The organism is Stenotrophomonas sp. YJH_SMC_119, assembly GCF_059368315.1.
In genome coordinates this window covers 100,636-127,469 of sequence record NZ_JCAFRP010000003.1, presented here as the reverse complement: position 1 = coordinate 127,469, position 26,834 = coordinate 100,636, and the positions used below count along the sequence as shown (strand labels likewise).

The 26,834-nt window shown below is 67.0% G+C and carries 26 protein-coding genes; 19 read left to right on the top strand and 7 right to left on the bottom strand.

Annotation, left to right across the window (positions count from 1 at the left end; genetic code table 11):
- Window positions 1-199: 199 nt before the first annotated feature.
- The 7 genes from AC5P6S_RS06570 (at window position 200) to AC5P6S_RS06540 (ending at window position 9,190) form a co-directional block, all read left to right on the top strand.
- Complete coding sequence (locus AC5P6S_RS06570) at window positions 200-1,639, top strand: polysaccharide lyase 6 family protein (RefSeq protein ID WP_044570250.1); 1,440 nt, start codon at window positions 200-202, stop codon at window positions 1,637-1,639.
- A complete protein-coding gene (locus tag AC5P6S_RS06565; RefSeq protein WP_099561373.1) occupies window positions 1,636-3,864 on the top strand; it encodes an oligoalginate lyase in 2,229 nt (742 codons plus the stop codon). Before AC5P6S_RS06570 ends, AC5P6S_RS06565 begins: the two co-directional genes overlap by 4 nt.
- A complete protein-coding gene (locus AC5P6S_RS06560; RefSeq protein ID WP_495204529.1) occupies window positions 3,861-5,165 on the top strand; it encodes an MFS transporter in 1,305 nt (434 codons plus the stop codon). The genes AC5P6S_RS06565 and AC5P6S_RS06560 overlap by 4 nt, the downstream gene beginning before the upstream one ends.
- Window positions 5,166-5,207: 42 nt before the next feature.
- Window positions 5,208-5,960 (top strand): SDR family NAD(P)-dependent oxidoreductase, encoded by a 753-nt coding sequence (locus tag AC5P6S_RS06555; protein WP_005413520.1) that lies wholly within the window; start codon window positions 5,208-5,210, stop codon window positions 5,958-5,960.
- Between the two features lie 21 nt (window positions 5,961-5,981).
- Complete coding sequence (locus AC5P6S_RS06550; protein ID WP_099561374.1) at window positions 5,982-7,169, top strand: GDSL-type esterase/lipase family protein; 1,188 nt, start codon at window positions 5,982-5,984, stop codon at window positions 7,167-7,169.
- Window positions 7,170-7,179: 10 nt separating this feature from the next.
- The gene (locus AC5P6S_RS06545; protein WP_099561375.1) at window positions 7,180-8,199 is read left to right on the top strand and encodes a sugar kinase; all 1,020 of its coding nucleotides are present in this window, start codon (window positions 7,180-7,182) and stop codon (window positions 8,197-8,199) included.
- Window positions 8,200-8,260: 61 nt separating this feature from the next.
- Window positions 8,261-9,190, top strand: coding sequence for a DUF6708 domain-containing protein (locus AC5P6S_RS06540; RefSeq protein ID WP_076740031.1), 930 nt, complete (start codon window positions 8,261-8,263; stop codon window positions 9,188-9,190).
- 58 nt (window positions 9,191-9,248) lie between these two features.
- On the opposite strand, the gene AC5P6S_RS06535 is transcribed toward AC5P6S_RS06540, so the two are convergent.
- Together AC5P6S_RS06535 and AC5P6S_RS06530 are read right to left on the bottom strand one after the other, a co-directional pair.
- Window positions 9,249-10,700 (bottom strand): S41 family peptidase, encoded by a 1,452-nt coding sequence (locus AC5P6S_RS06535; RefSeq protein WP_099561376.1) that lies wholly within the window; start codon window positions 10,698-10,700, stop codon window positions 9,249-9,251.
- A gap of 87 nt (window positions 10,701-10,787) precedes the next feature.
- Complete coding sequence (locus tag AC5P6S_RS06530) at window positions 10,788-12,362, bottom strand: S15 peptidase family protein (protein WP_235643729.1); 1,575 nt, start codon at window positions 12,360-12,362, stop codon at window positions 10,788-10,790.
- Window positions 12,363-13,162: 800 nt separating this feature from the next.
- Here AC5P6S_RS06530 and AC5P6S_RS06525 point away from each other — a divergent pair.
- Window positions 13,163-13,903, top strand: a complete 741-nt coding sequence (locus AC5P6S_RS06525; protein WP_024957199.1) for a DNA/RNA non-specific endonuclease — start codon at window positions 13,163-13,165, stop codon at window positions 13,901-13,903.
- A gap of 104 nt (window positions 13,904-14,007) precedes the next feature.
- Window positions 14,008-14,703, top strand: a complete 696-nt coding sequence (locus tag AC5P6S_RS06520) for an HAD family hydrolase (RefSeq protein WP_088429733.1) — start codon at window positions 14,008-14,010, stop codon at window positions 14,701-14,703.
- Between the two features lie 6 nt (window positions 14,704-14,709).
- On the opposite strand, the gene AC5P6S_RS06515 is transcribed toward AC5P6S_RS06520, so the two are convergent.
- The 4 genes from AC5P6S_RS06515 to AC5P6S_RS06500 are packed head-to-tail and all read right to left on the bottom strand — an operon-like array spanning window position 14,710 to window position 16,757.
- A complete protein-coding gene (locus AC5P6S_RS06515) occupies window positions 14,710-14,940 on the bottom strand; it encodes a hypothetical protein (RefSeq protein ID WP_088429731.1) in 231 nt (76 codons plus the stop codon).
- Window positions 14,937-15,362: a VOC family protein gene (locus AC5P6S_RS06510; protein WP_049450762.1), complete on the bottom strand. Its 426-nt coding sequence runs from the start codon at window positions 15,360-15,362 to the stop codon at window positions 14,937-14,939. The genes AC5P6S_RS06515 and AC5P6S_RS06510 overlap by 4 nt, the downstream gene beginning before the upstream one ends.
- Before the next feature lie 10 nt (window positions 15,363-15,372).
- Window positions 15,373-15,834, bottom strand: coding sequence for a helix-turn-helix domain-containing protein (locus AC5P6S_RS06505; RefSeq protein ID WP_099474460.1), 462 nt, complete (start codon window positions 15,832-15,834; stop codon window positions 15,373-15,375).
- On the bottom strand, window positions 15,831-16,757 hold the full coding sequence (locus AC5P6S_RS06500) for a LysR substrate-binding domain-containing protein (protein ID WP_099561379.1): 927 nt from the start codon (window positions 16,755-16,757) through the stop codon (window positions 15,831-15,833). The genes AC5P6S_RS06505 and AC5P6S_RS06500 overlap by 4 nt, the downstream gene beginning before the upstream one ends.
- Window positions 16,758-16,848: 91 nt before the next feature.
- On the opposite strand from AC5P6S_RS06500, the gene AC5P6S_RS06495 reads away from it, so the two are divergent.
- The 4 genes from AC5P6S_RS06495 to AC5P6S_RS06480 all read left to right on the top strand — a co-directional run bounded on the left by AC5P6S_RS06495 (window position 16,849) and on the right by AC5P6S_RS06480 (window position 19,672).
- Complete coding sequence (locus tag AC5P6S_RS06495) at window positions 16,849-17,889, top strand: twin-arginine translocation signal domain-containing protein (protein WP_197596064.1); 1,041 nt, start codon at window positions 16,849-16,851, stop codon at window positions 17,887-17,889.
- Window positions 17,886-18,767, top strand: a complete 882-nt coding sequence (locus AC5P6S_RS06490; protein WP_241875994.1) for a TolB family protein — start codon at window positions 17,886-17,888, stop codon at window positions 18,765-18,767. The genes AC5P6S_RS06495 and AC5P6S_RS06490 overlap by 4 nt, the downstream gene beginning before the upstream one ends.
- A gap of 67 nt (window positions 18,768-18,834) precedes the next feature.
- Window positions 18,835-19,371, top strand: coding sequence for a GFA family protein (locus AC5P6S_RS06485; RefSeq protein ID WP_111118065.1), 537 nt, complete (start codon window positions 18,835-18,837; stop codon window positions 19,369-19,371).
- Window positions 19,364-19,672, top strand: a complete 309-nt coding sequence (locus tag AC5P6S_RS06480) for a DUF6958 family protein (RefSeq protein WP_005413537.1) — start codon at window positions 19,364-19,366, stop codon at window positions 19,670-19,672. The genes AC5P6S_RS06485 and AC5P6S_RS06480 overlap by 8 nt, the downstream gene beginning before the upstream one ends.
- Here AC5P6S_RS06480 and AC5P6S_RS06475 read toward each other — a convergent pair whose 3' ends face one another.
- Complete coding sequence (locus AC5P6S_RS06475; protein WP_060380358.1) at window positions 19,673-21,028, bottom strand: sigma-54 dependent transcriptional regulator; 1,356 nt, start codon at window positions 21,026-21,028, stop codon at window positions 19,673-19,675.
- A 396-nt stretch (window positions 21,029-21,424) separates the two neighbouring features.
- Between AC5P6S_RS06475 and AC5P6S_RS06470 the strand changes: the two genes are divergently transcribed.
- From AC5P6S_RS06470 to AC5P6S_RS06445, 6 genes are all read left to right on the top strand, one after another.
- Window positions 21,425-21,955 carry a FapA family amyloid fibril periplasmic chaperone gene (locus AC5P6S_RS06470; protein WP_065183551.1) on the top strand — a complete coding sequence of 177 codons (531 nt, stop codon included), beginning with the start codon at window positions 21,425-21,427 and terminating at the stop codon, window positions 21,953-21,955.
- Window positions 21,952-22,569, top strand: coding sequence for a FapB/FapC family functional amyloid domain-containing protein (locus AC5P6S_RS06465; protein ID WP_111118066.1), 618 nt, complete (start codon window positions 21,952-21,954; stop codon window positions 22,567-22,569). Before AC5P6S_RS06470 ends, AC5P6S_RS06465 begins: the two co-directional genes overlap by 4 nt.
- Window positions 22,570-22,612: 43 nt before the next feature.
- Window positions 22,613-23,929: a FapB/FapC family functional amyloid domain-containing protein gene (locus AC5P6S_RS06460; RefSeq protein WP_005409778.1), complete on the top strand. Its 1,317-nt coding sequence runs from the start codon at window positions 22,613-22,615 to the stop codon at window positions 23,927-23,929.
- Between the two features lie 99 nt (window positions 23,930-24,028).
- Window positions 24,029-24,733 carry a C39 family peptidase gene (locus AC5P6S_RS06455; RefSeq protein ID WP_012480358.1) on the top strand — a complete coding sequence of 235 codons (705 nt, stop codon included), beginning with the start codon at window positions 24,029-24,031 and terminating at the stop codon, window positions 24,731-24,733.
- 12 nt (window positions 24,734-24,745) lie between these two features.
- Window positions 24,746-25,495, top strand: coding sequence for a hypothetical protein (locus tag AC5P6S_RS06450; RefSeq protein ID WP_111118073.1), 750 nt, complete (start codon window positions 24,746-24,748; stop codon window positions 25,493-25,495).
- Window positions 25,496-25,541: 46 nt separating this feature from the next.
- Window positions 25,542-26,834 (top strand): transporter, encoded by a 1,293-nt coding sequence (locus AC5P6S_RS06445; protein ID WP_495204528.1) that lies wholly within the window; start codon window positions 25,542-25,544, stop codon window positions 26,832-26,834.

Here is a 26,834-nt window from a genome sequence, read left to right as displayed (position 1 = left end):
ACGCAGCTTCGGCACGGCGACATGAAAATGTCAACCAATTGGTATGCGATTGTTCAAATGCCTTTGATCCATACCACTTGATCGCAATTTAATGTGCTCATGCAGCATGACTTTGCGCGAAAGCTGGCTTACAACAGACCCGAAAGTGGTATGCAGGCCCACCCTGAAACGACGGCCCGGCCGTCCCTGGAAGGATTTCATGCGCATTCACTCGCTGGCGCGTCACCGATCCAATGATTCATGGCTGTTTTGCCTGACCACTGGTCTGGCAATGTGCCTGACCACTTCAGCAGCAAGTGCAGCCAGCTGGCTCGTCCACGATGTCGCGGAGTTCACTACCGCCGCCTCGGCGCTGCAGCCTGGCGATGAGATCGTGCTGGCTGACGGCACCTGGACCGATGCCCGGCTGCTGCTTAAGGGTCAGGGCACGGCAGCCGCACCGATCGTGCTGCGCGCGCAGACCGCCGGCAAGGTCGTCCTCAGCGGACGCTCGGACCTGCGCCTGGCCGGGAACTACCTGCAGGTGTCCAACCTGGTGTTCCGCAACGGCTATGCGCCGGGTGATGCGGTGGTGGCGTTCCGCGAGTCGAGCAAGGCAGTCGCCAGCAACAGCCGCGTCACCGGCCTGGTGATCGATGACTACACCAACCCGGATGCCAGCGACCAGGACTACTGGGTATCGCTGTATGGCAGCAACAACCGGTTGGATCACAGCCAGTTGCGCGGCAAGACCAACGCCGGGCCGACCGTGGTGGTGGTGCGCGATGCCACCCAGGGCCTGGACAACCAGCACCGTATCGACCACAACTGGTTCGGGCCGCGCCCGGCGCTGGGCGTCAACGGGGGCGAAACGATCCGCGTCGGCACCAGCGACAGCTCACTGAGCGATTCCAACAGCACGGTGGAGAACAACTGGTTCGAAGGCTGCGACGGCGAGACCGAGATCATCAGCAACAAGTCCGGCGGCAACACCTACCGCGGCAACGTGTTCTACCGTTCGGCCGGCGCGTTGACCCTGCGCCATGGCAACGGCAACCGGGTGATCGACAACGTCTTCCTCGGCGATGACAAGGCCGGCACCGGCGGCGTACGCATCATCAACGCCGACCAGACCGTCAGCAACAACTACTTCGAGCGGCTGGCCGGGTCCAGCAACCGCTCGGCACTGGCGGTGATGGATGCGCAGGCCAGTCCTCCGCTGTCCGGCTATGCGCCGGTGGTGAATGCCACGATCAATCGCAACACCTTCGTGGACGTGGCGAAGATCAGTTTCGGCGTCGGCCACGATGAAGCCAAAGGCATCCTGGTCGCCGCCAGCAGCAGCCGCTTCACCGGCAACCTGATCGTCAACCGCAGCAGCAGGAACCCGCCGAATGCCGCCAGTTCGCTGGCCGGCATCGACTTCAGCGGCAACGTGCAGTCGCCGGCAGCCAGCACCGTGTTCCCGGGTGGCGTAGAGGGCCGTGGCGTCAGCCTGCAGCAGGCTGCCAGCGGATTGTGGGTGGCCACGCCTGCCCTGCCCGCCGTGGGCGCCGATCCTGCCCTGGCGATGACCGCGCGCGAGGCGACCGGCGTCGACTGGTATCCCAAGGTGGGCGAAGTTGCCCTGTCACGCACCCGCAATGGAGTTGATCGATGAGGTTGCAGCCGCTGTTCGTTTCCCTGGCCCTGGCCGCCCCCTGCGCCCTGCTGCCGACCGCGTCGCTGTCCGCAGCGCCCGCTGCCGCCGCGCGGCAGGCCGACACCGCGCCGGTGCTGGTCACCGCTGCGCAGTGGCAGCAGATGGCCAGCGAAGGCCGCCGCTACCCGTGGTTCGCCAAGGAGCAGGCGCGCACCGAGGCAACACTGAAGAAGATGATGAAGGCCGGCATCGACGTGCCGGTGCCCAGGGACAAGGGCGGCGGGCGCACCCATGAACAGCACAAGCGCAACTACCAGGCACTGTTGGCGGCGGGCACGCTGTACCGGTTGACCGGCGACAGGGCCTACGTGGACTACGCGCGCGACATGCTGCTGCAGTACGCCCAGCTTTACCCCACGCTGGGCCCGCACCCGGAGGGTCGCGGCCAGATTCCCGGCCGCGTGTTCTGGCAGGTGCTCAACGATTCGGTGTGGCTGGTCAACGCCATCCAGGGCTATGACGCGATCCGTGACGCGCTGTCCGCCGAGGACCGCGACACCATCGAATCGAAGGTGTTCCGGCCGATGGCCGAGTTCCTCGTCAGCGAACCGAAGAACTACGACCAGATTCATAACCACGCCACGTGGGCGGTGGCCGCCACCGGCATGACCGGCTACGTGCTGCGCGACCAGGAACTGGTGGAGAAGTCCCTGCGCGGCAGCCAGAAGGACGACAAGTTCGGCTTCCTGCGGCAGATCGACCTGCTGTTCTCGCCCGATGGCTACTACGAGGAAGGCCCCTACTACCAGCGCTATGCACTGGCGCCGTTCCTGCTGTTCGCCAACGCCATCGAACGCAATGAGCCGCAGCGGAAGATCTTCGCGCGTCGCGATGGCGTGCTGCTGAAGGCGGTGGATGTGCTGGTGCAGTCCAGCTATGGCGGCCTGTTCTTCCCGATCAACGATGCGATCCTGGACAAGGGCATCGACACCGAAGAGCTGGTGGCCGGCATCGGCATCGCCTATGCGCGCACCGGTGATGACCGCCTGCTGTCGGTGGCCGAGCAGCAGAAGCGCCTGCTGTTGTCACCCGAAGGCCTGCAGGTGGCGCAGGCACTGGCCGCCAACAAGGCCAAGCCCTTCGACTACCGCCCGATGCTGCTGCGCGATGGCCCCGACGGCGACCGCGGCGGCCTGGCGATCCTGCGCATGAACGGCGAACGCGGCCAGGCACTGGTGCAGAAGGACACGATGCAGGGCATGGGACACGGCCACTTCGACAAGCTCAACTGGCTGTTCTACGACAACGGCAACCCGGTGGTGACCGATTACGGCGCCGCCCGCTTCCTCAACGTGGAAGCCAAGCGCGGTGGCATCTACCTGGCCGAGAACCGCAGCTGGGCCAAGCAGACCGTGGCCCACAACACCCTGGTGGTGGACGAGCAGAGCCACTTCAACGGCAACTGGAAGCGTGGCGAGGCGCATGCCCCGCAGGTGCGCTTCTTCCAGGCCGATGCCGATACCCAGATTGCCTCGGCAACGATGCGCGATGCCTATCCCGGCGTGGCGTTCACCCGCACCCAGGCGCTGCTGCGCCACCCCGACCTGGGCTTGCCGGTGGTGCTGGACCTGCTGCAGGTGCACGGCGACAAGGCCGCGCGCTACGACCTGCCGCTGCACTTCAACGGCCACATCGTCACCACCGGCTTCGAGGCCGAGCACTTCCCCAGCCAGCGCCCGGTTCTGGGCAAGGACAACGGCTACCAGCACCTGTGGCTGGATGCACGCAGCAAACCCGGCAGCGAGCCGCGGTCGCTGGCGTGGCTGCTGGACGGGCGCTTCTACACCTACCGCTTCGGCAGCAGTGCGCCGGCGCAGGCGCTGCTGGTGGAAAGCGGCGCGAACGATCCGGAATTCAACCTGCGCCGCGAGCCTGCCCTGCTGCAGCGCGTGGACGGCCAGAAGGACGTCACCTTCTTCAGCGTGCTGGAGCCGCATGGCGAGTACAACGGCACCGCCGAGTACGTGCATGGCGCCGACAGCCGCATCAGGGAGATCGTGCGTACCCGCGGCAGCGATGCCGAGGTGATCGAGCTGCGCCTGGCCAGCGGTGCACGCATCGCCTTGGGTGTCGCCGATAACAGCGCCACCACGAGCGAGCACAGCGTGACCGTCGACGGCCACGTCTACCGCTGGAACGGCAGCCATGCGCGCCTGGACCGCAGCAAGGGTGACGGCAAATGAACGGCCCTGCGGTGGTGGCCAAGCTGCGCAAGGTGCCGGTGCGTTCAGCCGTGCGCTGGCTGATCGTGGGCCTGATTGCCGTGGCCACGGTCATCAACTACATCGACCGCAACGCACTGGCGGTGATGTGGCCGGAAATCGCCAGGGAAGTGGGCGCGACCAAGGATGACTACGCCCTGCTGGTGACGGTGTTCATGCTGTTCTACGCCGCCGGCCAGTTCCTGTTCGGCCGCCTGTTCGACATGATCGGCACGCGCCTGGGTTTCGCCCTGTCGATCAGCGTGTGGTCGATCTCCATCGCCCTGCACTCGATCACCCATTCGATGCTGTCCTTCAGCCTGGTGCGGGCGATGCTCGGCATCAGCGAAGCAGGCGCGTGGCCGGGCGCGGTGAAGGCCAATGCCGAGTGGTTCCCGGCGCGCGAGCGCGCATTGGCGCAAGGCGTGTTCAACGCGGGTGCGTCGATCGGCGCGATCGTGTCCGCACCGGCCATCGCCGGCTTGTACCTGTGGCTGGGCTGGCGCGGCACCTTCGTGCTGGTCGGTGCAATCGGTTTCCTGTGGCTGCTGCCATGGCTGTTTGTCTACCGCGCCGGCCCGGACAAGCACCCGTGGGTGAGCGATGCCGAGCGCCGGCTGATCCAGGAAGACCAGGCCGGGCAACAGGCGGTGGTGGCGCCGAAGGCCAGCGTTCGTGAGCTGCTGGCCCACCGGCAGAGCTGGGGCATGCTCGCCTGCCGCTTCCTGCTGGACCCGATCTGGTGGCTGTTCGTGTCCTGGCTGCCGATCTACCTGGCTGAAACCTTCGGCTTCGACATCAAGCAGATCGGCCTGTTCGCCTGGGTTCCGTTTGTCGGCGCGATGCTGGGCAGCCTGAGTGGTGGCTGGTTGTCCGGGCGCCTAATACGCGCCGGGCACAGCGTGGACCGCGCCCGCAAGCTGTCCATCACGCTGGGCTGCGTGGTCATGGCTCCTGCCCTGCTGGGTGCCGTGCTGGCCACCCAGCCGCTGCTGGCGGTGCTGGCAATCGCTGCGGTGCTGTTCGGCTTCCAGGTGGCCATCGGCAACATCCAGACCCTGCCGGGCGACCTGTTCGACGGCCGCTCGGTGGGCACGCTGGCAGGCCTGGGTGGCCTGGCCGCCGTGGCCGGCACCTTGATCACCACCTGGCTGGTGCCGGTGCTGACCCGCCACTCCTATGCCCCGATCTTCATCCTCGTTGCCGCCCTGGTGCCGCTGTCGCTGGCCGCGCTGTGGTGGTGGACCGGCCCTATCCGGAAGCTCGACCGCCGCGGCGGTTGAGCCCACGTTTTTCATCCCCCCGCAAACCAAGGAGTTTTCCGCATGTCGTTCCAGGACAAGGTGGCCATTGTCACCGGCGGTGGCCGCGATATCGGTCGCGCCGTTTCGATCAAGCTGGCTGCCGCCGGTGCACGCGTCTGCATCAACTACGCCAATGACGAGGCCAGTGCCCAGGAAACGCTGGCACGGATCCAGGCGGCCGGTGGCCAGGCCATGGTGCATCGCGCCGACGTCACCGATGCCACGGCCGTCGCCGGCCTGGTCGCTGCGGCACAGGCCGCGTTCGGCGAGCGCATCGACCTGCTGGTGAACGTGGCCGGTGGCATGGTGCAGCGCCGGCCGCTGGCCGACATCGACCCGGTGTTCTTCCACACCGTGATGGACCTGAACCTGACCTCGACCTACCTCACCACCCACGCGGTGGTGCCGCACATGCGCGAAGGCGCGGCCATCGTCAACTTCGCCTCGCAGGCAGGTCGTGATGGCGGCGGCCCGGGCGCATCGATCTACGCCACCGCCAAGGCGGCGGTGATGACCTTCACCCGCGCCATGGCCAAGGAGCTGGGGCCGAAGGGTATCCGGGTGAACGCGCTGTGCTGCGGCATGATCGCCACCCGCTTCCACGATGAATTCACCAAGCCGGAAGTACGCACGGCCGTTGCCGGCGCCACCCCGTTGCGCCGCCAGGGCGCGCCGGACGAAGCCGCCGACGCTGCGGTGTTCCTGGCCTCGGATGCGGCGGCGTTCATCACCGGCGCGAATCTGGACGTCAACGGCGGCACCTACTTCTCCTGACACCTGACCGGACTCCTGCCCATGCAGCGCTGGACACTTCTGTTTTCATTGACGCTCTGCTCCGCCATGACGGCGCCCGCCGTGTGGGCTGCACCCGTGTGGGTCACTGCCTGGACGGCCGCGCCCGCGCCCGACCGCAAGGACGGAACGTCCGAGGCACCCGTACAGTTCGCCGCACAGACCGTGCGCCAGGACATGCGTATCGGCAGCCGTGGCGATGCGCTGCGGCTGCGCATCAGCAACGAGCTCGGCACGACGCCCTTGCGGGTCGAGGACCTGCGTGTGGGAGTGAAGGACGGCAAGGCCGCACCGCTGCCGGTAACGGTGGATGGCCGCGCGGTCATCGAGGTGCCGGTCGGAGCCGCGCTGCTGAGCGACCCGGTGCGGATGCCGGTGGCGGCGCTGCAGGAGATCAGCGTGAGTGCCTATTTCCCGCAGCCCACCCGCCCCGCGGTGCGCCGCACCGAGCTGCGGGTCGCAGATGGCAGGCAGACAGCCGTCGCCGACAGCGTGCGGCTGAGCTACCAGCAGAACGTGTTCTCGGCAGTGATGGTGCAGCGTGATGATCGTCCCCAGGTAATCGTGGCGCTGGGCGATTCCATCACGGAAGGCGCCACCGCACGCCGCGGCAGCTTCAACCAGTGGCCGGAGCGATTGGCGCAGCGCCTGCAGCAGGCCTGCCCGAACCGGTTCGTGGTGCTCAACCAGGGCATCAGCGGCAACAAGCTGCTTGACCACGGCCGCAGCCACAGTGCGCTGTCACGATTGGATCGCGATGTGATCGCGGTGGCCGACGCCGATCAGGTGATCCTGTTCGAAGGCATCAATGACATCCGCCACGGTGGTGGCGCGCAGCCGCTGCCTGGACGCAGTGCGGCGGACATGCTGCTGGGCTATCAGCAGGTTGCGGCGCGGCTGCATGCGCACGGCATCCGCGCCTGGCTGGGTACGTTGACCCCGTTCGGCGGTTCCGAGCGCTACGAGCCCGTGTCCGCCGCCACCCGCACCACGATCAACCAGTGGGCACGCGGCGGCAACAGCGGCTTCGATGGCATCATCGATTTCGATGCCGCGCTGCGTGACCCGAAGGCAGCCGAATCGTTGCCCAACGAGATCACCCGCGACCATCTGCATCCCAACGACGAAGGCTACCGGCGCATGGCCGATGCCATCGATCTGCGCATGCTGGGCTGCACCACCCCCGAGTGAGAGAGAACCGATGAGCCGCGTCGTTTGTTTCGGTGAGTTGCTGCTGCGCCTGGGTGCACCCGGTCGTGAACTGCTGCTGCAGACGCCGCAGCTGCAGGTTCATGTGGGAGGTGCCGAGGCCAATGTGGCGGTCTCGCTGGCCAGCCTGGGCCACGATGTGCAGATGGTCAGCACGGTACCCGGTAACGCGCTGGGCCGGCATGCTGTGGCCGAGCTGCGGCGGCATGGCGTGGGCGTGGGCGCCGTGCGTGAAGTGGAGGGTGATCGCATGGGCCTGTACTTCCTGGCGACCGGTGCGGTGCAGCGCGCCAGTGAAGTGGTGTATGACCGGGCCGGTTCTGCATTCGCAAACAGCAATGCCAGTGACCATGCGTGGCCTGCCCTGCTGTCCGGCGCGCACCTGCTGCATGTCTCGGGCGTGAGCCCGGCGCTGGGCGCCAACGTGGCCGAGTCGGTGCTGGGTGCCGTGCGTGCGGCTCGCGCGGCCGGTGTGCAGGTGTCCTTCGACGGCAATTATCGTCCCTCACTGTGGCGACGCTGGGATGGCGACGCAGCGGCGATCCTGCGCGAGGTCTTCGCCGAGGCCGACATTGTCTTTGCCGATCATCGGGACATCGAACTGGTGCTGGGGCTGCACTTCGCGCAGGACGATGCGGTCGCCCGAACCGAGGCCGCTGCGGCCGCTGCCTTTGCCGCGTTCCCGCACCTGCGGTGGCTGTCCTGCACCCAGCGCGAGGTGATGAGTGCAGACCATCACGTGCTCGGTGCGCTGCTGCTGGGACGCGATGGAACCCGCGCGCAGGCGGCTCCGAGGCCGCTGCCCGGCATCGTTGATCGCATCGGCGGTGGCGATGCCTTTGCCGCCGGCGTCCTGCACGGATTGCTGTCCGGTCTGGACGCAGAAAGCACCGTCCGCTTCGGACTGGCTGCGGGCGCGTTGAAGCACGCCATTCCCGGCGACTTCAGCCCTGCCCGCGAAGCTGAAGTCCGGGCACTGATGGAGAGCCATCCGTTCGACGTTCGTCGCTGATCTCCCCCCGGGAGAATCCCGCTAGAATCCAACGGGCGCCGGAATCGCGCAGGGATCGCCCATGGATTACACCGGATACACGCGCAAGTTTCCCAACAACCGCCCACTGAATGCGTTTGATCGCGAGCACCGCCTGCTGCAGAAGAAGCGGCTGGATGTCGTGCCGCTGGCACAGCTGTGCGTGGTGAAGATGAATTCGAACGGCCTGGTTTCGGTGGATCGCTGGTTCGCCGCGCGTGGCTTTGCAGCCCTGCTGGGCGCGATCGGCATTGCCTTCGGGCTGGGCGGCGTGCTGATGCTGCTCTGGTTGCTGATCGTGAACAGGCTACCCAACGAAAACGGCCTGTGGGAGGCGATATTCATCGGCATGGCGATGCTGGCCGCCTTCACTGCAGCGAGCATCTGGGTGGCGTGCCTCGAGCTGTTCCGCTGGACCCACTATCCGATCGCGCTCGATCGCAAGCACCGGCAGATAGACGTGTTCCGGCTGGATGGCACCATCCTCAGCGTGCCCTGGGACCAGGTCTATTTCACGCTTGGCCGCGGAACGGGAACCTTCGGATGGTACAACTGGGATGTCCGCGGACTGATCCTGGACGCGGATGGCGTCACAGTACGGGAGACGTTCGCGTTCTGCATCGCGACCTCTCGCATCGAGAACGCACATGCCCACTGGGAGTTCCTGCGGCGCTACATGGAAGAAGGACCGGCAGCCGTCGTGGACGCGGTGCACTGCTGCATGCCGCTGGACGGCAAGCGCGAGAGCTTCGCGTCCGGCAAGGAGCGCATCTTCGCCGAAGACGCGCAGCTCCCGGGTTTCATGTGGCTCACGATGCTGCCACTCAACTACCTGCACACGATCATGCGCTGGGTGGTGATGCAGACCAGCAGGATTCCGCAGTTTCCACCGGACATCGAGGCGCGCCTGACACCGGACGCCGGTGATCCCTGTGTCCGCGACGCTTCGATGAATCCACCGGACCTGCGCTGACCCAGCGGTGCGTCCGGCAACGGCACGTGGGAATCCCGCGTCATGGGCAGGTGCGTCCTCACAGCGCCAGCAGCCACGCTTCCAGTGCGCGTGTGTCCCGCATGTCGCCGTCATAGCGACGATCCGGAACATGCGGTTCATTGGAACCGCGCACCCGGCCTCGGAATACCTTCATCGGTACGGAAATCCTGGCCAGGCCGCTCGGCAGCCGCTCCGGCCTGACATCCATGTAGAGGCTGTCGGCCGAAGTTTCGACGCCGACCTGCATTGCGCCCAGCCGTTTCCACAGATCCAGCGCATCGAGGCAGGCCGAGCCGCAGGAGGCATCGGCCACGATCACCACCCTGCCCCTGCGCAGCGGAGCGGCCGGGCCTGCGGTTGCAGCTGTATCCGCCCTGGCCTCGGATGGCTCGCGCCACACTGCCTCACCCCGGTCGCGCGCCTGTGCCATGCCCGCCGTCACCGATTCCAGCATGCGACGCAGCTCTGGCGACGCGTCGGGCGCCTGCACCAGCTTCTGCAGGAAGCCGCGCAATTGGGCGATGTTGGCCTCGGAGGTCCGCCACTCCACCCAGCTGGGATCGGACAGCGCGTCCACGGCGGCACGGCCCCAGATCAATCGCGCCAGTTCGATGCTCCACTGCGAAGCACCGCCACTGTTGCCACGCACATCCAGCACGACCGACCGTGCCTGCTGCAGTGCTTCGGCTTTTGGAGCAAGCTGCTCGAGCAGCGCGGTCAGTTCCTTGAAGTTCTGCTCCGTAGGGTCGGCATTGAAGCTGCTTGTGGTGATCCAGTAGCCGCCATTGGGCATCGTGTGCCAGCCATTGGCCGGTCGGAAGCTGCGCCGGGTGTCGGCCAGGCGCGCCTTGCGCTGTGCCGCCTGCAGTGGCTGCCACTGCAGCGCGTAGGGCTTCTCGCGTCCATCCACCCGAAAAACGCAGCTGCGCAACATTGGCACGAACGGATTGCCCTGCTCCAGCAGCACTTCACCACCACCCTGGATGCGGCTGGCCTGCAGGTTCCAGCGCCCGCTGAAGTCACCCACCCGGCGCGCAGCCAGTGTCTGCGCATCGATGCCGTCACAGGACAGCAATCGAGCCCCCAGCGGCGGATGGCCCGGACCACCGTCCACGGTCATGACCACCTGCGCATCACCGTCGAAACCGCTCAGGAACCCCGGCCACTGCGTTGGAAGATCGGGAGCGTCGGCAAGCGCGTTGAGGCTGACGTGGCCGTCATTGAAGGAGGCTGCGTAACCCTTCATCGCCCACCAGTAGCCTGCGAAGCTGTCGACATTGGCCGCGCGCGAGCGGGCAAGCGCCGAGGCGGCCTCCAGCTGCGGAACGAAACCCGGATTCCGCAGATCCACGGCGCCCGGATGGCTGCCGCGCATGGCGGCGTCGGCAGCGTCCAGATCCTTCAACAGCGTGTCCGGCCATCCGCTCGGCGCGCCTTGCGCGGCGGGCGCCGCAAGCACCGCACCGAGCAGCAGCCCTGCAATGACCATGGATTCATCCCTTTGCCGGAACAAACGCCAGTCTCGCAGTTTTCCAGCCTGGCGTACCGCGCCCGCCGCAACGGGCGCGGCCTTCCATCAATGCAGCGGCAGCTTCAGCATCGACGGCGCGTTCGCCGGTGAACTGAAGGTCACCGTGCCACCCAACTGGCTGATGCCTGCGTAGCGCAGGTCCACGGTGTCCATCACCAGGGTCAGGCGACTGCCGGCCGGCACGTCCCAGCTGCTGGCCTCCAGCCGCAGGTCGATGGTCTTCGCCTGCCCCGGCGTGGCACCCCGCAGCGTATAGGGCTTGTGGCTGATCAGCTGGCCATTGCCCAGCACGTCCTCGGCATAGAGATACGCATACAACGTGGTGTCGGCGCGGCTTGGCGTAACCGTCATCCGCACTTCCGGCGTACCGTCCAGCCGTTTGGCGCTCCACTGGATCGGCCCCTGCCAGACGCCGGCAGCACTGCGGCCAACAAACGGCACGTAGGCACCCGGCGGCAGATTGATCATCTGCAGCGCGCCGGAGGCCATCGCCACGCCGGAATTGGCTGCGGTCAGCAGCCCGCTGCCGATGCGATAGTTCCAGCCAGTATTGCTGCCATTCTCGACCAGGCCACCGGTCGGCAGCAGCAGGCCAGAGGGTGCGGTCAGGCCGTAGCTGACCGCACCCTTGCTGGTCGCCTGCCAGTTCGCATACGTGCTCCAGCTGCCCTTCTGTGACTTCAGCTGCACCGCAGGCTGCCGGTCGATGCCATTGGCCACCCCCTTCAGGTAATGGTCGAACCAGTCGCCCACCGAATCGTAGACCTCGTTGGGAACACCCAGTGCGCCAAAGGCTTCGTTGAGCGCGTGATCGCCATGGCGCAACTGCAGCTGCTTGGGGCCCTTCAGGCGGTTGAAGAAATCGACCAGCTGGCCCGGCGGGAACAGGCTGTCGTTGAAGGCGTTGGCCAGGAACACCGCAGGCTGGTTGGCGTTGATCTCGTCGATGCTGGCCCCGGGGCTGCGCTGCGCCGCCACCGGCAACAGCGAGTCCACCGCGCCCTGGTAGTTGCCGACCAGCACATTGCGATTGATGGTGGACAGCTCCGGTCCCGGGCGACCGGTGGCCAGGCCTGCGGCAACCAACAGCGCGATGCCCTGTGCGCTGGGGGTGTCGTTGCTGTACAGCGAGGCCTGCAGGTCGGCCCATCCACTCAGTGCAGCCACTGCCTTGATGCGCGGATCGCGTGCGGCCGCCAGCAGGCTGGTGCCGGCCCCATAGGAGATGCCCGATACGCCGATTCGTGACGGGTCGGCGCGGGTGTTGTCCAGCGCCCAGTCAATCAGTGCACTGACGTCCTCGACCGTGGCCGGCCCGGCGATGTCGATGCTGCCGCCGGACTCCCAGAAGCCACGCGAGCTGTAGCTGATGACCACATAGCCGCGCCGGGCCAACGACTGCGCCACGCCCACGTACTCCACGCTGGGCACGGCCCAGCTGCTGGGCATCACCAGCAGCGGATACCGTCCGCTGCCCGCGTCCTGCGGTTCGATGACGAAGGCCCCGAGAGGCGTTCCATCCCAGCTGGGAATGGTGCGATGGGTGGTCTTGACCGTGGCCGCCCAGGCGGTGGGCGCCAGCCCGGTCAGCAGGATCAACAGCAGCACTACCTTGCGCATCGTGGTCTCTCCCCGTCGGTGGTGGTGCAACGGATCGGACCGTACCAGTGCGAATGGTGGGTGGCACCTTGCGACGCAGCATGGCGCTTTCGAAGCCGGCGGCCGGCTGGATCGATGCAGGATCACATTCAGGCGCGGTGAATCACCCACGCCACCATGCCCGCAAGTGGCATCAATGCAAGTGCGGCAACGACGCCCAGGCATCCAGACGCCCCGCGGTGCGGCGCGGACGCCTGCGGATGCGATCGCAGCCAGGTGGCATGACACGCCCTGCAGTAGAAGCGCTGCTTCCCGGCGCGCCAGGCGCCACTGGTACGTTCGTCATGGAGGGCAGCGTTGCCGCAGCGCCCACACTTGAAGCTGCGATGGGGCGGGCGTCTCTGTCGACGCAGCGCAGCCACGATTGCAACCCCGATCAGGGCAGCAGCAGCGCCCCCTGCAAGCAGTTCACTGTGGATCATTCGCCTTGCTCGATCCTGCGGTTTCCGGTCCTGCTGCGCAGGATATCGAGTCGTACACCCCCTGCGCTACGACGCCCTAGCACGCGCGCATGTCACCCACGCGGCGCATGATCTGACACCTCTCCAGTGCTTGCGCGCTGTCACAGCTTCGCCTTTTCGTCGTTGACCGAAAGGCGACAGCTTGTGACGCTTGCGACACCGCAGGGCCTGCATGGCCCCACCGTGCGGTCAGGTCCCACCGCAATCCGTAGCACCCGTCTCCGCAACGCCCTCCCATGACTTCGCCCCGGCCTGGTCGTGGCGGACGGCTGCGCCCTGAACTTCTGCTGGAGAACCTCAATGCGCCTTGCAAGCTTCTTCTTCGCGTTCGTCCTCAGTGCCTTCGCCGGCGCTGCCCAGGCCCAGGTCGTCACCCTCAACAAGGGCGGCTTCGTGCTCACCTACGACTGCAGCATCCACAGCGCCACCCGCTACGAATACACCCTGACCGCAGACACCGGTTCGGCCGCGCGGCCGTCCAGCTTCTACAAGGATCCGGACCTGCCGGCAGGCTGCCTCGGCCAGACCAGCACCGCATCCTACGCCAGCATCAAGTCCGGCTATGACCGCGGCCATCTGGTGACGTCCAACCACATGGACTACAACGCGACCTACATCCGCCGCGCCAACTACATGACCAACATCGTTCCGCAGGTGTCCAGCTTCAACCAGGGCATCTGGGTGAAGGCCGAGAACGTGGCCGAGTGCTACCGCGACATCGCGCCGGTGGATGTCTATGGTGGCGTGGTCTACGGCGACGCCTCCAACGACTACTTCCTTTCCAGTCACGGCATCCCGACGCCGGAGTTCTTCTGGAAAACCATCATCACCCGAGACCCGAACACCGGCACCGCCAAGGCGATCAGCTGGATCATTCCCAACGAAGCCAATCTGGGCAGCCTCGACAGCTATCTGGTGACCATCGCCGATCTGGAGGAGCTGCTGGGTGCGAGCTACGTGGCGATCAACGCACCGGCCTCGTTGAAGAACATGCTGCCGGCCAGCACCTGGCCGCAGCCGGCGGGTTGTGACCTGGGCTGACCGGCTGGCCGGGAATGGGTGGCACCCAGTCCGGGTGCCACACAGGGATGGCTGTGGGAAAATGGCGGGCAATTGCGCCACTGCATTGCCCCCTGGAGCTGTAGATGTCCCGTTTCCCGTTTGATGCCGTGCTGTTCGACTGCGACGGCGTACTCGTCGATTCCGAGCCGCTGGTCGCCCGCGTTCTCTCGGAAATGCTGAGCGCACGCGGCTGGCCGCTGACCCCGGCGCAGGCGGGTGAAGTCTTCCTCGGCCAGTCCGTGGCCCATCTGGCAGGGCTGATCGCAGAGCGCACCGGCAAGCCGTTCACCGAGGAATGGCTGGAGGAGTTCCGCCAGCAGCGCAACCAGGCACTGGAACGTGACCTTGAAGCGATCCAGGGGGCACCCGAGGCCGTGCGTGCGATCGCTGCGGCCACCGGCGGGCGGATCGCCTGCGCTTCCGGTGCCGACCTGCACAAGGTGAAGCTGCAGCTGGGCAAGGTCGGCATCCTTGATGCCTTCGGTGCCCATGTGTTCAGTGGCCAGGACATGCCGCGCACCAAGCCGCACCCGGACGTGTACCTGGCTGCAGCTGCAGCGCTGGGCGTCGACCCGACGCGCTGTGCAGTGATCGAGGACACCGTCACCGGCGCCACTGCCGGCGTTGCCGCAGGCGCCACCGTGTTCGGCTTCAGTGAGGGTGGCCCGCACCACAGTACGCCCGAAGCCCTGCGCGCAGCCGGTGCAAAGGTGATTTTCCAGCGCATGGACCAGCTGCCGGGCCTGCTTGCCGCCTACGCGGTGGACGCCGTCGCCTGACCCTGCTCAGCCCGCAGTGCCCAGTGCGGCGCTGCGGCGCTTTCCGGCGTAGTGCAGCGCGAACAGGTACAGGCCGGTGAACAGTTGCAGGAACAGCGGCGGCAGCGGCGAATAAGTGATCCACGCTGCAGGTTCGCCCTGCCCCAGCCCGCGAACGGCGAAGTTGGCGATCACCGCCAGGGTGAACACGATCGAGGTCCAACGATGCACGGGCCGTGCCCAGCCACCGCAGCTCATTGCCGGCGCCTCGCTTCGGAACGGGCTTCGATCATCTTCCAGCCATTGCCTGACGGGTCACGGAATCCGGCGTCGACGGCGCCATAGCGCTCGATCGGCTCCTGGGTGAATTCCACGCCCTGTGCCAGCCATTGCGTGTAGCGCGCCTGGCAGTCATCCACGGCCAGCACCAGCGGCGGCATTGCGCCCTTGGCCACCAGCTGCTGCAGCGAAAGCGCGGTAGCGGCGTCGTGGGTGGGCGGGCCTGGCACGAACAGGCCCAGCTGGAAACCATCCTGGCCCGGACTGCGTACCGTCAGCCATCGGTAGCTGCCATTGCGTACGTCGGTATGCACTTCGAAGCCGAGCTTGCCGACGTAGAACGCCAGCGCCTCATCCTGGTCGCGCACATACAGGCCGACCGTGTTCACAGTGTTCGTCATGGGACCTCCCTCAGGTGGGGTCCACGTTAGCAACCGCCTCGCGGCGGCGCTTCTCCAAAACTGCGATCTTCAGGTCCGGACGCTGCGCGGCGCGTGCATGGCATTCCGGCACGCTGGCTGACGCCGCCCGGGTTGCACGCTCACGCTCACGCACATTGCCCGGGCTGTCACCGGTGATGTCACGGAAGATGCGGCCGAAGGTACCCAGACTGTTCCACCCGGTCTGCGCGGCGATTTCGGTGACCGGCAACTCGGTGTCACGCAACATCGCCACGGCCCGTTCGATGCGCCGGCTGAGGAGATAGCGGTGCGGTGGCAGCCCGAAGGCCTGCTTGAACGAGCGGGCGAAGTGCGCCGGCGACACCGCACTGACCTCGGCCAGGCGCGCGACCGGCCATTCCTCATGGCTGGCGCGGTCCATCCGGTCCTTGGCACGCAGCAGGCGCCGCAGCAGTTCGGGGCTCTGGTTCATGGCCCCACCGCCTGGGCCAGGTAGTGGCGTGCCGCGTGCCGCGCCTCAGCGGCCTGCTCGACCAGCCAGTCACGCAATGCAATGACCTTGGCACTGCCATTTCGCGCCGTGGGTGCCACGAACCAGAAGCTGCGACCGTCGCTGGCGACACCCGGATGCGCCTGCACCAGCCGCCCGCTGTCCAGCTCGGCCTGGAAAAGGATCGGCGAACCAATGGCAATGCCTTGCCCGGCGATCGCGGCGCCGACATCCAGATGTTCGACGGCAAAGGGCGCGACGAAACTCTCCGGTGCCGGCGGCGGGATGTGCCCGTGCGCGGCAAACCACAGGGCCCACCAATCCGGCCGCCCGAGCAGGGGAACCTCCAGCGCGCTGCTGCCCAGCCCACGCGCCTCGTGCAGCAGCGCCGGCGCACACAACGGTGTGAACACGCTTGGAAACAAGGGAGTTGCCTGAAGACCCGGCCATTCGCCCTGGCCATTGCGGATGGCGGCATCGAAGTGACCGGCGGCCAGATCCTGCGGCGCTGCCGACAGGTCCAGTTCCAGCACGAACTGCCGGTGGCGGGCGCGGAACGTGCCCAGCCGCGGCGTCAGCCAGCTGGTGCCCAGCGTCGGCAGCACGGACAGGCGCAGTCGCGCCGCATCCCTGTCAGCGGCGCGCATGAAGCTGGCGCGCAGTGCATCGAATGCCCGGGTCGCCTCCTGGGCGACGCTGGCACCCGCCACCGTCAGTTCCACGTGCTGTGCGTGGCGCAGGAACAGGCAGATCCCGGTCTGGGCCTCCAGCCGCCGCACGTGGTAGCTCACCGACGCCGCACTGGTGTCAAGCTCTTCGGCGGCGCGCGCGAAGCTGCCCAGCCGCGCCGCCGCCTCGAAGGCACGGATGGCGGCAAGCGATGGCAGCTGGCGTTGGGTGACCATAAGTGTGACTTAGCCTGAGCCCCGATATCTGCGTGGTCAATCCCCCTGGTACGCGCAACGATGGAGGCACCTTCGACAGGGGATCACGCACATGGATCGACGGCAGTTCCTGGCCACCCTGGCCGCCGCGGCGGCATCTACGGCGCTGCCCCCCGGGTGGGCCCTGCCCAGCCACAGCGAAGACTGGCAATGGTTGCAGGGCAACTGGCAGGTCCGGCACCGACGCCTGAAGGAGCGCCTGGTCGGCGATACCCGTTGGGAGTCCTTCACCGGTTCCAGCGCGGTCTGGCTCACCCTGGGCGGACTCGGCACCATCGATGACAACGTCATGGCGCTGCCTTCGGGCCCCTACAGGGGCCTGGGCGTGCGTGCATTCGATCCGGTGTCTTCCACGTGGTCGATCTGGTGGATCGATGGCCGCAACCCTGCCCATATCGAAGCCCCCGTGCGCGGCGCTTTCAAGGGCGATGCCGGCAGCTTCCGCGGCACCGACCGGATCGACGGGCGCCCCATCGAGGTCTGGTTCCGTTGGCATGACATCCACGGCGAGGAGCCGTGGTGGGAACAGGCGTTCTCCGACGATGCCGGTGCGCACTGGGAAGTGAACTGGCGCAACTGGTTCCGCCGCACTGCTGCGGTCCCCTCTCCGCTTCCGAAGCTGCCGGATGCACCGGGCGATTTTGATTTCCTGGTGGGCCATTGGAACGTGCGCCATCGTCGCCTGCGCGCTCGGCTGGCAGGCAGCGATGCATGGGACGCGTTCAACGGCACCCTGCACAACTGGCCGGTCCTGGGAGGATTCGGCAACGTGGGTGACAACCTGATGGACATGCCTGGAGCGCCGCTGCGCGGCATGGGCATCCGCGCCTGGAATGCGGCGGAGCGGCACTGGCTGAGCTGGTGGCTGGATGGCCGGGAGCCGACCCGGATCGGCGCGCCACTGCGCGGTGGTTTCCAGGCTGGTGTCGGCCGCTTTTTCGGCGAAGACCAGCACGACGGTCGAACAATCCGGACACGGGTGATCTGGTCACGCATCACCCCGCGTTCGGCGCGCTGGGAACAGGCGGCCTCGACCGATGGTGGACACAGTTGGGAAACCAACTGGGTCAGCGACTTCGAGCGACAGGCATGAAGGTGCTGCTGGCCGTGATGCTGCTGGTTGCTGCGTCGCCTCCCGCGTCTCCATCCAGGGTGCTGCGGATCGTCGGCCCCGCCGAGCGCTTCGCCCCGGGCGTTGCATCCACGCAATACGACGAGATTCGACTGACCTTGAGCCCGGATGGTAGAACCGCACTGTGGTTCAGCCGCAACCGGCCCGGCGGTCCAGGCGGGTATGACATCTGGGTCTCCCGCAACGATGGTCAGCGCTGGCGGCCGGCGATGCCGGTGCCGTTCAACTCGCCGGGGCGCGACTTCGATCCCGCCTTTTCCGCCGATGGCCGCGTGGTGTATTTCTGTTCGGATCGCGCAGGCGGCCAGGGCGGCGACGATCTGTACCGGGTCAGCATGGGGAGCGACGGTCGATTCGGGGAGCCGGTCAATCTTGGCCCGGCAGTGAACAGCGCGGCCGATGAATTCGCGCCGATGCTCTCGCCCGACGCAGCCACGCTGCTGTTCTCCAGCGATCGCGCAGGCGGTGCGGGTGGCCATGACCTCTACGTCGCAGCGATGGTCCGTGGCATGGCGCAGCCGGCACGGCCGCTGCCGGGAGACCTCAATACCGCAGCGCAGGAGTTCGATGCCACCTTCCTGGGCGACGGCCGGACGCTGGTGTTTGCCCGCGCCCTGGACTTCGGCAGTGCACCGGTACGCCAGTTCATCGCCTACGCGCGTGGAGACCGTTATGACGCGGGCCTTGCATTGCCCTCCCCCTTGAACGAGGCCTCCGGCGACAGCTACGGCGCGATGCTGGATGGCTCGCAACCCGACACCTTGACCTATTCGGCGCGGCGCGCGGACGGTGCAGGGTTGGACCTGTATCGAATCCGCTTTCGGATGATGCGCCCTTGAAGGCAGATGTTGTCGATTTTCGGCGCCCCGGTTCGTCGAGAGGATGAAACCCCAGGAGAAAACGCAGATGGCCTCACACCAGTCCCTTGCCTGCGCCTGCGGCCAGGTGCGCCTGACCGCCACGGGCCAACCCATTGCCACCGTCGAATGCTGCTGCGACAGCTGCCGCAAGGCCGGCGCCATGCTGCAGTCGATGCCCCGAGCACCGGACGTCCTGGGCCCGCACGGCCAGACGCTCTTCGTAATGCACCGCAAGGATCGCGTCAGCATCGATGCCGGACATGCCATGCTGCGCGCGTTGCGGTTGTCCAGCACGGGCGGCAGCCGCCGCGTCGTGGCGGGATGCTGCAACACACCACTCTTCCTGGAGTTCAGCGGCGGCCATTGGCTGAGCCTGTATGGCCTGTTGTGGCCGGCGTCGGCAAGACCCGCCGTGGAGATGCGGACGATGGTCAGTGATCTTCCTGACCCGTCTGTCCTTCCGGACGATGTGCCGAACCTGAAGACCCACTCGCTGCGGTTCTACGCCCGCCTGATGAAGGCGTGGATCGCCATGGGCTTCCGCAGCCCGCGCATCGAAGTCGCGGGAGATACCCATGTCTGAGCCCGAGCGGATCGAGATCGAGAGCATCACCACGCCCGGGCACATCCAGCGCGTGGATCGCGCCAAGTATCTCGCCATGCGCCATGCCTTGCTGCGGGCCCTGCCTGCGCAACCGCCCGGCCTGACCGTTGCGCAGGCAAAACAGGCACTGCTGCCACATCTGCCCGCCACCCTGTTCCCGGCAGGTGCCACCGCCGGCTGGTGGTTGAAGGCCGTGCAGCTGGACCTGGAAGCCAAGGGCGTGATCGAGCGCGTCGCGGGCAAGCCGTTGCGCCTGTTCAAGCACCTCGCGGCCGGCTGATCAGCGCTGCGCAGGCAGCTCCAGCCGGTGCTTGCGGCACAGGCGATACACCGTCACCCGCGATATCTGCATCTGCCGCGCACACTCGGAGACGTTGTAGCCGGTCTGGCGCAGGGTCTGCAGCAGCACATCGCGCTCGGCCTGCCCCCGTGCATCGTGCAGCATCGCCGCCGGCAGGACCGCCGCCGATGCGCCCAGCTCCAGGTCACGCTCACTGATCAGCTCGCCTTCGGCCATGATCGCTGCACGCTGCACACGGTTCAGCAGTTCGCGTACGTTGCCGGGCCAGTCGAAGCGCCGCATGGCCTGTACTGCGGCCGGTGCAAAGCCGCGTGCACGCACGCCGTGGCGCAATCGGAAGCAGCGCAGGAAGTGCTCGGCCAGCAGCTGCACGTCGGCACCGCGCTCGCGCAGCGGCGGCATCAGCAGGCGCAGCACATTCAGGCGGTAGTAGAGATCGCTGCGGAACCGCCCCTGCGCCACCGCGTGTTCCAGTTCGACGTGGGTCGCGGCAAGCACACGCACGTCTGCGCGCAGCGGCTGGCTGCTGCCCACGCGCTCGAAGGTTCCTTCCTGCAACACACGCAGAAGACTGGTCTGTGCCTCTGCCGGCAGATCGCCCACCTCATCAAGAAACACCGTTCCGCCGTGGGCCGATTCGAACACGCCGATCTGCCGCTTGTCGGCACCGGTGAACGAGCCACGTTCGTGGCCGAACAGCTCCGACTGCACCAGGTTGGCCGGAATCGCACCGCAGTTCACTGCAATGAAAGGCTTGCCGGCACGCCCCGACAGCGCATGCAGCGCGTGTGCGGCCAGTTCCTTGCCTGTACCGGTTTCACCTGTGACCAGCACCGGCAGCTCCACCGGCGCAAACTTGTGCAGCACCGTGCGCACCGCATGCAACGCGGCGCTTTCGCCAATCAGCGCGTGCGGTCCGTGCCCACCGCAGGTTGCGTCGACAGGCGGATCATCCGCGTCGAACTGCTGGCGCATTGCGCAGACCAGGTCCTGCAGGCCGAACGGCAGCGTGAAGCGCGCGCAGCATCGCTGCAGCAACGGCAGCCAAGCCGGTGATGTGGGTCCGGCACCCGGTGGCAGTACCGCGAGCCAGGGTAGATGCTGGTGCTGCTCGATCCACGGCGCCAGCAGCTGCAGCGCGACCGCATCGAGATGGCGCAGATCGAGCACGGCGAGCAAACGATCGCGCCCACGCAGGCCAATCGCCATGGCGGGATCGGGATGGATGCTGCGCACATACCAGCCCGCTGCCGCCAGCGCACTGCGCTCGTTCGCCAACGGCTCGCCAAACCAGAGCACGCAACGCGACGTAGAAGCCTCCGGGACCGCTGCCATGCTTCCCCCAGCATCCGGACACCGTCGGCGGACTGTCAGGCAATCACCGGCGTGCCGCCCCCCGCCGGGACCTCTACGGCCACCGGGATGGCCTTTGTTGGGCGGATCCTAGCGCTTCCCTAAACGGCGGCGCAATGAGCAGTGCGTCAAGAAATTCGAGGCTGAAGCTGCACCGTTGCAGACGGCGACGCCACCTGTAACACCGATGCGACAGTCGCCCGCCGCCCTTGCCCTGCGGTGCCTGGGGCTTCGAAATCCCAACAATTCCGCGACGTGCCTGTAACAGCATGGCAGCAGCCCGGTCAGGTGCTGCACGATCACGGCGTTGGCGGGTGGACACTTCGAAGTTGGCACGGTTGATGCGTGGTTCCGCCGCACCCATCGCGGGAGATCGGCATGGACGGCACCACCCTGATTCGCGGCCTGGCCGCAGCACTGGCAACAGCCCTGCTGTCGGTTGGCGCCGACGCGTCCGCATCGGGCGCCCGCCAGGGCGTGAAGGCACAACCGGGCGAAATCGTCCTGTTGCGGGACGTCTCCGCGCGGCCGGCCTATCGCATGGCACCACCGGGCATGGCGCTGATAGCCGACCCGAAGCCACAGCGCGAGATCGCCGCCGCATTGGGGGTCGGCGGCACGACGACCGGCATGGACGAGTTGAGCGATGAGGACTATGCCGGCATGGGCGCCGGCCAGGCCGCGTCCATCGCGGCGCCGGGCGGAACCACCGTTGAACGGGTCACCCAGCAGGCCTTGGGCGGCACGCTGGGCCGCAGTGGCGACGGCATGGTCGGCAGCAGCCTGGGGGGCGCCATGAGTGGGCCGCTCGGTGCGGTCGGCGGCAGCACCCGCGGTATCGCCGATACCGTGCGCGGCGCACTGGCCCAGTTCCCGCTGCAGGGCACGGCCCCGGCAGGTGGAAAATGAAGCCCCTGCACGGCGTGCTTCTGCTGCTCGCTGCCGCGCCCTCGGCGACCCGGGCCGATGACTACAGCGGCATGCTCGCCTATCTCGACGTGGCCCGGATCGACGGCCGCGCGCTGACCGGGGCGAATGGCGCCATCGCCGTGAACCAGGCCGCCGGCGACCTCAACGTGCAGGCCAACCTGCGGGGTATCGCCAAGGGCGATCGCGCCGACGTGGCGATCAATGCGCGGCAACTGCAGCAGGGCAACCGCGTGCTGTCCGGGCCGCTGCAGGCCACTGCATACATTGGCGGTGATGCACTGGCCGGTGCCAGTGGCATCGCATCCATCAACCAGGCCAGCGGCATCGCCAACACGACGCTCAACGTCGTCAGCGCGACGCTGGCCCGACAGGGCATACGCGAAACCGACGATACGGCCTTGGCCGCCGAGGGTTCCGCGTTGGCAGGGGGGCGGGACGACACCGGTCGCGGCGTCGCGACGGGCACCCGCAGCGCCGGTGTAGCCAGCACCGCGCTGCGGGGATTCGACGGGGTCCTGCAACTCAATCAGATCGCGGGCAACGGCAACGATACGGCCAACGTACTGGGCCTGGTCGTGCAGGACCGCCCGTGACAACCACCCAACCGATGCACCACCTGATGAGAGAGAGGGCACCATGAAAGCGACCGTCAAACAGACCATGCTCGCCATGGCGATTGCCACTGCCTCGACCGCCGCTGCGGCCAATGGCTGGGACAACCAGAACGCCAACGCGAACATCAACCACAACCACACCGTCAGCGAAACCCGCAACGATACGCACAACCACACCGACAACGACGTGCGCAACCGCACCGTCAACGTCAATGTGCAGAAGCACAGCAACATCCAGGCCGACGAACGCAAGGAGAAGAACAACCACGGCGTCGACGTGAACCTGGAGAAGGACCTGCGGCTGAGCACCGACATCAATTTCTCCGGCGATCCGAACATCACCGGCGACATCGACCTCGACTCGGCGGCCATTGCCGTGATCGACAACCGCCAGTCGATCAGCAACAACGCCACCAGCAACAGCCTGGTCACCAACAGTGCGTCCATCGGTGACAGCGTGGGTGCCGGCGCATCGGGCAATCTCGGCTTCAATGTGGTCTCCGGCGACAACAATGCCCAGGACAATGCCGCGTCGTTGTCCGCTGCCGATGCGTCCTTCAGCTTCGGCATGGCTGACGCCGAGGTGTTCGTCAACCAGGCCGGCTTCGGCAACGCCACCATGAACTCCGGCGTCACCAACGCCGCAGGTCTTGGCGGCAACGCTTTCGGCGGCGCGTCCGGCAACATCGGCGTGAACATCGCCTCGGGCAACAACAACGAGCAGAAGAACGCGCTCGCGGCCTCGGTCGCGACCACCGCGGTGGCCCAGTCGAGCATCAGCTCCAACCAGGTCTCCACTGGCAACACGGTCAGCAACGCCGGCTTCGTGCAGTCCTACACCGATACCGTGCAGGTCGGCATGCATGGCGGCGTCAGCGGCCTGACCCTGGCCTATGGCGCGGGCACCTACCGCGGTACCGGCAACGCCTACCAGATGGCCAACTACTACCTGGATACGTGGAGTGGCGAGCTGCCACACCCTGGTGGCAACAGCACCGGCCACATCGACCTGGACAACCAGATCCAGAACGCCACGATGAACCCCAACCGGCCGGGGGTGGGCGGCCTGGGCTTCGATACGCGTGAGAGTGGCACCAGCCAGTTCGTCGAACTGGGCGTGGCCGACCTGTATGCCAGCCTCAGCGGCACGGTCAGCACCACGCGCTGGGTGAACGTCAACGCCACCAACACCTCGGCATTGTCCGGCAGCGCCTTCTCCGGCGCCTCCGGCAACATCGGCGTGAACGTGGCTGCAGGCACCGGCAACCTGCAGGCCAACAGCCTGGCCCTGGCAGTCGCCCAGCCCAGCACCGGCGGCGGTGGTGGCAGCGGCGAGTAAGCGCAACACCCCGGCCGTCCGCCAATGGCCGGGTTCCCGGGAGCCCCTGTCCCTCCTCCCCCTTGGGGCAGGGGCTCCCCCCTGCTGCCGGAGACCGTGATGATCCGTTGCCGTCTTTCGATGTGCCTGCTGGCCTGCCTGTTGCTGCTGGCCACTGTTCCTGCGTGGGCGGGCGACGTGCGCTTCAGTGGCGTACTGCCCAATGGAGCGCTGCTGCAGCAGAAGGTGGAGAGCATGCAGGAGCGGCGCTACCGCAACGTGGTACGCCAGCACACCGACTACAGCTGCGGGGCTGCGGCGCTGGCGACCATCCTTCGCCACGCCTACCACCTGCAGACCGACGAGGCGACGGTGATTGAAGGGATGATGGGGGTTTCCGATCCAGCGCTGGTGGCCGAACGCGGCTTCTCCCTGCTCGACATCAAGCGCTACGTGGAATCGCTGGGCATGCGTGGCCGGGGCTACCGCATCGATGAAACACGACTGCGCACCCTTCGCGTGCCGGGACTGGTGCTGATGGACGTGCGCGGTTTCCGCCATTTCGTGGTGCTCAAGCAGGTGCGCAACGGCATCGTGGAAGTGGCTGACCCGATCCTCGGCAACCGCAGCCTGGCGCTGCCAGAGTTCCTGGCCGCCTGGCCATCGCGCGCGGTCTTCGTGGTGATCGGCAGCGACTTCGATCGCAACACCGCTCTTCTGCAACCCAGCGAACGGCCCAGTGCCCGCGCGCTCTTCGCGCGGCAAGGGCCGATCACCGATGCCGAACTGGTCGACTTCGGCTTCAGCCACGCCGACCTGTTCTGAGGAGGTATGACCATGTTCCGCCAACACGTATGGATGGTTCTGCTGCTGATGGCCCCTGCCCTGCCCCTGCAGGCCGCCGACGGCAGGACCGGGCGTGGCCTCACGGAAATCCCCGATCCGGAGCTGAGCCTGATGCGGGGGCGCTACACCGTGGGCGGCAACAACGTCGCCTGGTTCGGGGTCACCATGGTGTCGCAGTGGCAGGCCAGCAACGGCACGACCCTGCAGGGCGGCCTGACCCTGGGCATGGACTTCCGTGGCGGTGGCGCGCCGAAACTCAGCTTCCAGCCCAGCGTGCATGTCACGGCAGCCGATGCGCCGCTGCCCGATACCCACGGACGCAGCATCGACAGCAGCGGCCTGGCCAACGCCAGCGGCCTGGTGCAAAGCGTGCAGGTGGCCGGCGATGGCAATCTCGCGCGCAACGTCACCACGCTGACGGTTCGCGAGGGTGACGTGCCGGCGGCTCTTTCTGATGGCGCAGGCAATGTCAGTGCGCAGCAGGGCGGCGCCAGCGCGACGGCGGTGCTGGAAGGCAACCAGGCACGCCTGCTGCTGCAGGTGGATGGCCAGGGGCTGGTGCAGCAGTGGATCCGCAATGGCAGCGTCGGCCAGGGCATCGCCCTCGCCGGTGACGGCCAGATCGCCAGCAACCAGTTGCAGCTGGAGCTGGTGCGCAACGCCGTGGGCGGCAACCTGCCATTGAGCCAGAACGTGGCCCAGGCGATTGCGTTGAACCGCGGCATGGGGCCGGGCCAGTAGCAAGGCCTGGCATTGGGGGAAACGCTCCACAACGCAGGACACGATCATGCACACCCTGATGAGGATCACCCCGTTGGCGCTGGCGGCGCTGGCGGGCACCGCCCTTGCCGCACCGACGACGCCGGATGATGGCGCCGACGTGCAGGCCCTGGCCAACCAGCTGGAACAGCTGAAGGCCAACTACGCACAGGAAGTGCGGCGGTTGCGCGAGCTGGACATGCAGGTGCAGGCCATGCAGGCGCGCCTGGGCGGGCGGGTTGGCCCAGCCTCGACCCCACCGGCCGCGCCATTGGCGCAGGCAGCGGCCGCCGCGGTTCCACCGAGCAGCGAGGGTTACGCCAGTACCGCCGCAGAAGCACAACAGGCCAGGCAGGAGTCGCGGCGCAGCGTGGACGATGTGAAGCAGCAGCAATCGGCCCTGTTCTCGCGCCGCTTCACCATCGAGAACAGCCTCACCTACGCACGCTACGACCGCAAGCAGCTCACCCTCAACGGCTTCCTCGCGTTGGACGCGATCTTCCTCGGCAATATCGCCATCGAGAACGTGGAGTCCGACTCACTGACCTACAACGTGGCGGCCCGCTGGGGCGTCAGCCCGAACCTGACGCTCAACCTGGATGTGCCCTACCTGGCGCGGCGCACCGTGTACCAGAAAGGCGGCGCCGGCGGTGCAGCAGCCGCCATCGCGCAGGAGCAGACCAACGGCAACGGCCTGGGCGACATTGGCCTGAGCGCGAACTACCGGCTGTTCGGCGAACGCGGCTGGCGCCCGGAAACCGTGCTCACGGCCGGCGTCACCGCCCCCACCGGGCGCGCGCCCTACGGACTGGACTGGAAGGTGATCGAGCGCGATGACGATGACTACATCCGCTTCGCCGTGCCGCGCGAGCAGCCCACCGGCAACGGCGTATGGCAGGCCAACCTCGGCCTGTCGATGGTGAAGACCGCCGACCCGGCCATCCTGTTCGCCAACATCGGCTATGTGCACTCCATCCCGCGCGGATTCAACGACATCGACAGCAATCCGGACACGGTCAATCCGGGCGACGTGAAGCTGGGTGGCTCGGTGTACTTCGGCGCAGGCGTGGCCTTTGCGTTCAACGAGCGGACCAGCCTGAGCCTGTCCTTCAGTGACCGCATCAGCGCCCGCGCCTCCACCCGCTTCCAGGGCGGCAAGTGGATGAAGGTGATCGGCAGTGATGCCAATGCGGCATCCCTGAACCTGGGCGTGACTTATGCGTTGAACCAGCACACCACGCTGGTGACGCTGCTGGGCATCGGGCTGACCCCGGATGCGCCGGACTTCGCGTTGGCGTTCAAGATTCCGTACATGTTGTAA

What these genes read in the sequence shown, in the direction of transcription:
- AC5P6S_RS06515 (WP_088429731.1), bottom strand. Translation starts at nt 14,940, where the DNA reads ATGAGCTGCGGTGGCTGGGCACGGCCCGTGCATCGTTGGACCTCGATC.
- AC5P6S_RS06570 (WP_044570250.1), top strand. Translation starts at nt 200, where the DNA reads ATGCGCATTCACTCGCTGGCGCGTCACCGATCCAATGATTCATGGCTG.
- AC5P6S_RS06495 (WP_197596064.1), top strand. Translation starts at nt 16,849, where the DNA reads ATGGATCGACGGCAGTTCCTGGCCACCCTGGCCGCCGCGGCGGCATCT.
- AC5P6S_RS06545 (WP_099561375.1), top strand. Translation starts at nt 7,180, where the DNA reads ATGAGCCGCGTCGTTTGTTTCGGTGAGTTGCTGCTGCGCCTGGGTGCA.
- AC5P6S_RS06485 (WP_111118065.1), top strand. Translation starts at nt 18,835, where the DNA reads ATGGCCTCACACCAGTCCCTTGCCTGCGCCTGCGGCCAGGTGCGCCTG.
- AC5P6S_RS06525 (WP_024957199.1), top strand. Translation starts at nt 13,163, where the DNA reads ATGCGCCTTGCAAGCTTCTTCTTCGCGTTCGTCCTCAGTGCCTTCGCC.
- AC5P6S_RS06565 (WP_099561373.1), top strand. Translation starts at nt 1,636, where the DNA reads ATGAGGTTGCAGCCGCTGTTCGTTTCCCTGGCCCTGGCCGCCCCCTGC.
- AC5P6S_RS06480 (WP_005413537.1), top strand. Translation starts at nt 19,364, where the DNA reads ATGTCTGAGCCCGAGCGGATCGAGATCGAGAGCATCACCACGCCCGGG.
- AC5P6S_RS06460 (WP_005409778.1), top strand. Translation starts at nt 22,613, where the DNA reads ATGAAAGCGACCGTCAAACAGACCATGCTCGCCATGGCGATTGCCACT.
- AC5P6S_RS06535 (WP_099561376.1), bottom strand. Translation starts at nt 10,700, where the DNA reads ATGGTCATTGCAGGGCTGCTGCTCGGTGCGGTGCTTGCGGCGCCCGCC.
- AC5P6S_RS06470 (WP_065183551.1), top strand. Translation starts at nt 21,425, where the DNA reads ATGGACGGCACCACCCTGATTCGCGGCCTGGCCGCAGCACTGGCAACA.
- AC5P6S_RS06560 (WP_495204529.1), top strand. Translation starts at nt 3,861, where the DNA reads ATGAACGGCCCTGCGGTGGTGGCCAAGCTGCGCAAGGTGCCGGTGCGT.
- AC5P6S_RS06505 (WP_099474460.1), bottom strand. Translation starts at nt 15,834, where the DNA reads ATGAACCAGAGCCCCGAACTGCTGCGGCGCCTGCTGCGTGCCAAGGAC.
- AC5P6S_RS06555 (WP_005413520.1), top strand. Translation starts at nt 5,208, where the DNA reads ATGTCGTTCCAGGACAAGGTGGCCATTGTCACCGGCGGTGGCCGCGAT.
- AC5P6S_RS06510 (WP_049450762.1), bottom strand. Translation starts at nt 15,362, where the DNA reads ATGACGAACACTGTGAACACGGTCGGCCTGTATGTGCGCGACCAGGAT.
- AC5P6S_RS06520 (WP_088429733.1), top strand. Translation starts at nt 14,008, where the DNA reads ATGTCCCGTTTCCCGTTTGATGCCGTGCTGTTCGACTGCGACGGCGTA.
- AC5P6S_RS06445 (WP_495204528.1), top strand. Translation starts at nt 25,542, where the DNA reads ATGCACACCCTGATGAGGATCACCCCGTTGGCGCTGGCGGCGCTGGCG.
- AC5P6S_RS06475 (WP_060380358.1), bottom strand. Translation starts at nt 21,028, where the DNA reads ATGGCAGCGGTCCCGGAGGCTTCTACGTCGCGTTGCGTGCTCTGGTTT.
- AC5P6S_RS06465 (WP_111118066.1), top strand. Translation starts at nt 21,952, where the DNA reads ATGAAGCCCCTGCACGGCGTGCTTCTGCTGCTCGCTGCCGCGCCCTCG.
- AC5P6S_RS06540 (WP_076740031.1), top strand. Translation starts at nt 8,261, where the DNA reads ATGGATTACACCGGATACACGCGCAAGTTTCCCAACAACCGCCCACTG.
- AC5P6S_RS06500 (WP_099561379.1), bottom strand. Translation starts at nt 16,757, where the DNA reads ATGGTCACCCAACGCCAGCTGCCATCGCTTGCCGCCATCCGTGCCTTC.
- AC5P6S_RS06530 (WP_235643729.1), bottom strand. Translation starts at nt 12,362, where the DNA reads ATGCGCAAGGTAGTGCTGCTGTTGATCCTGCTGACCGGGCTGGCGCCC.
- AC5P6S_RS06490 (WP_241875994.1), top strand. Translation starts at nt 17,886, where the DNA reads ATGAAGGTGCTGCTGGCCGTGATGCTGCTGGTTGCTGCGTCGCCTCCC.
- AC5P6S_RS06550 (WP_099561374.1), top strand. Translation starts at nt 5,982, where the DNA reads ATGCAGCGCTGGACACTTCTGTTTTCATTGACGCTCTGCTCCGCCATG.
- AC5P6S_RS06455 (WP_012480358.1), top strand. Translation starts at nt 24,029, where the DNA reads ATGATCCGTTGCCGTCTTTCGATGTGCCTGCTGGCCTGCCTGTTGCTG.
- AC5P6S_RS06450 (WP_111118073.1), top strand. Translation starts at nt 24,746, where the DNA reads ATGTTCCGCCAACACGTATGGATGGTTCTGCTGCTGATGGCCCCTGCC.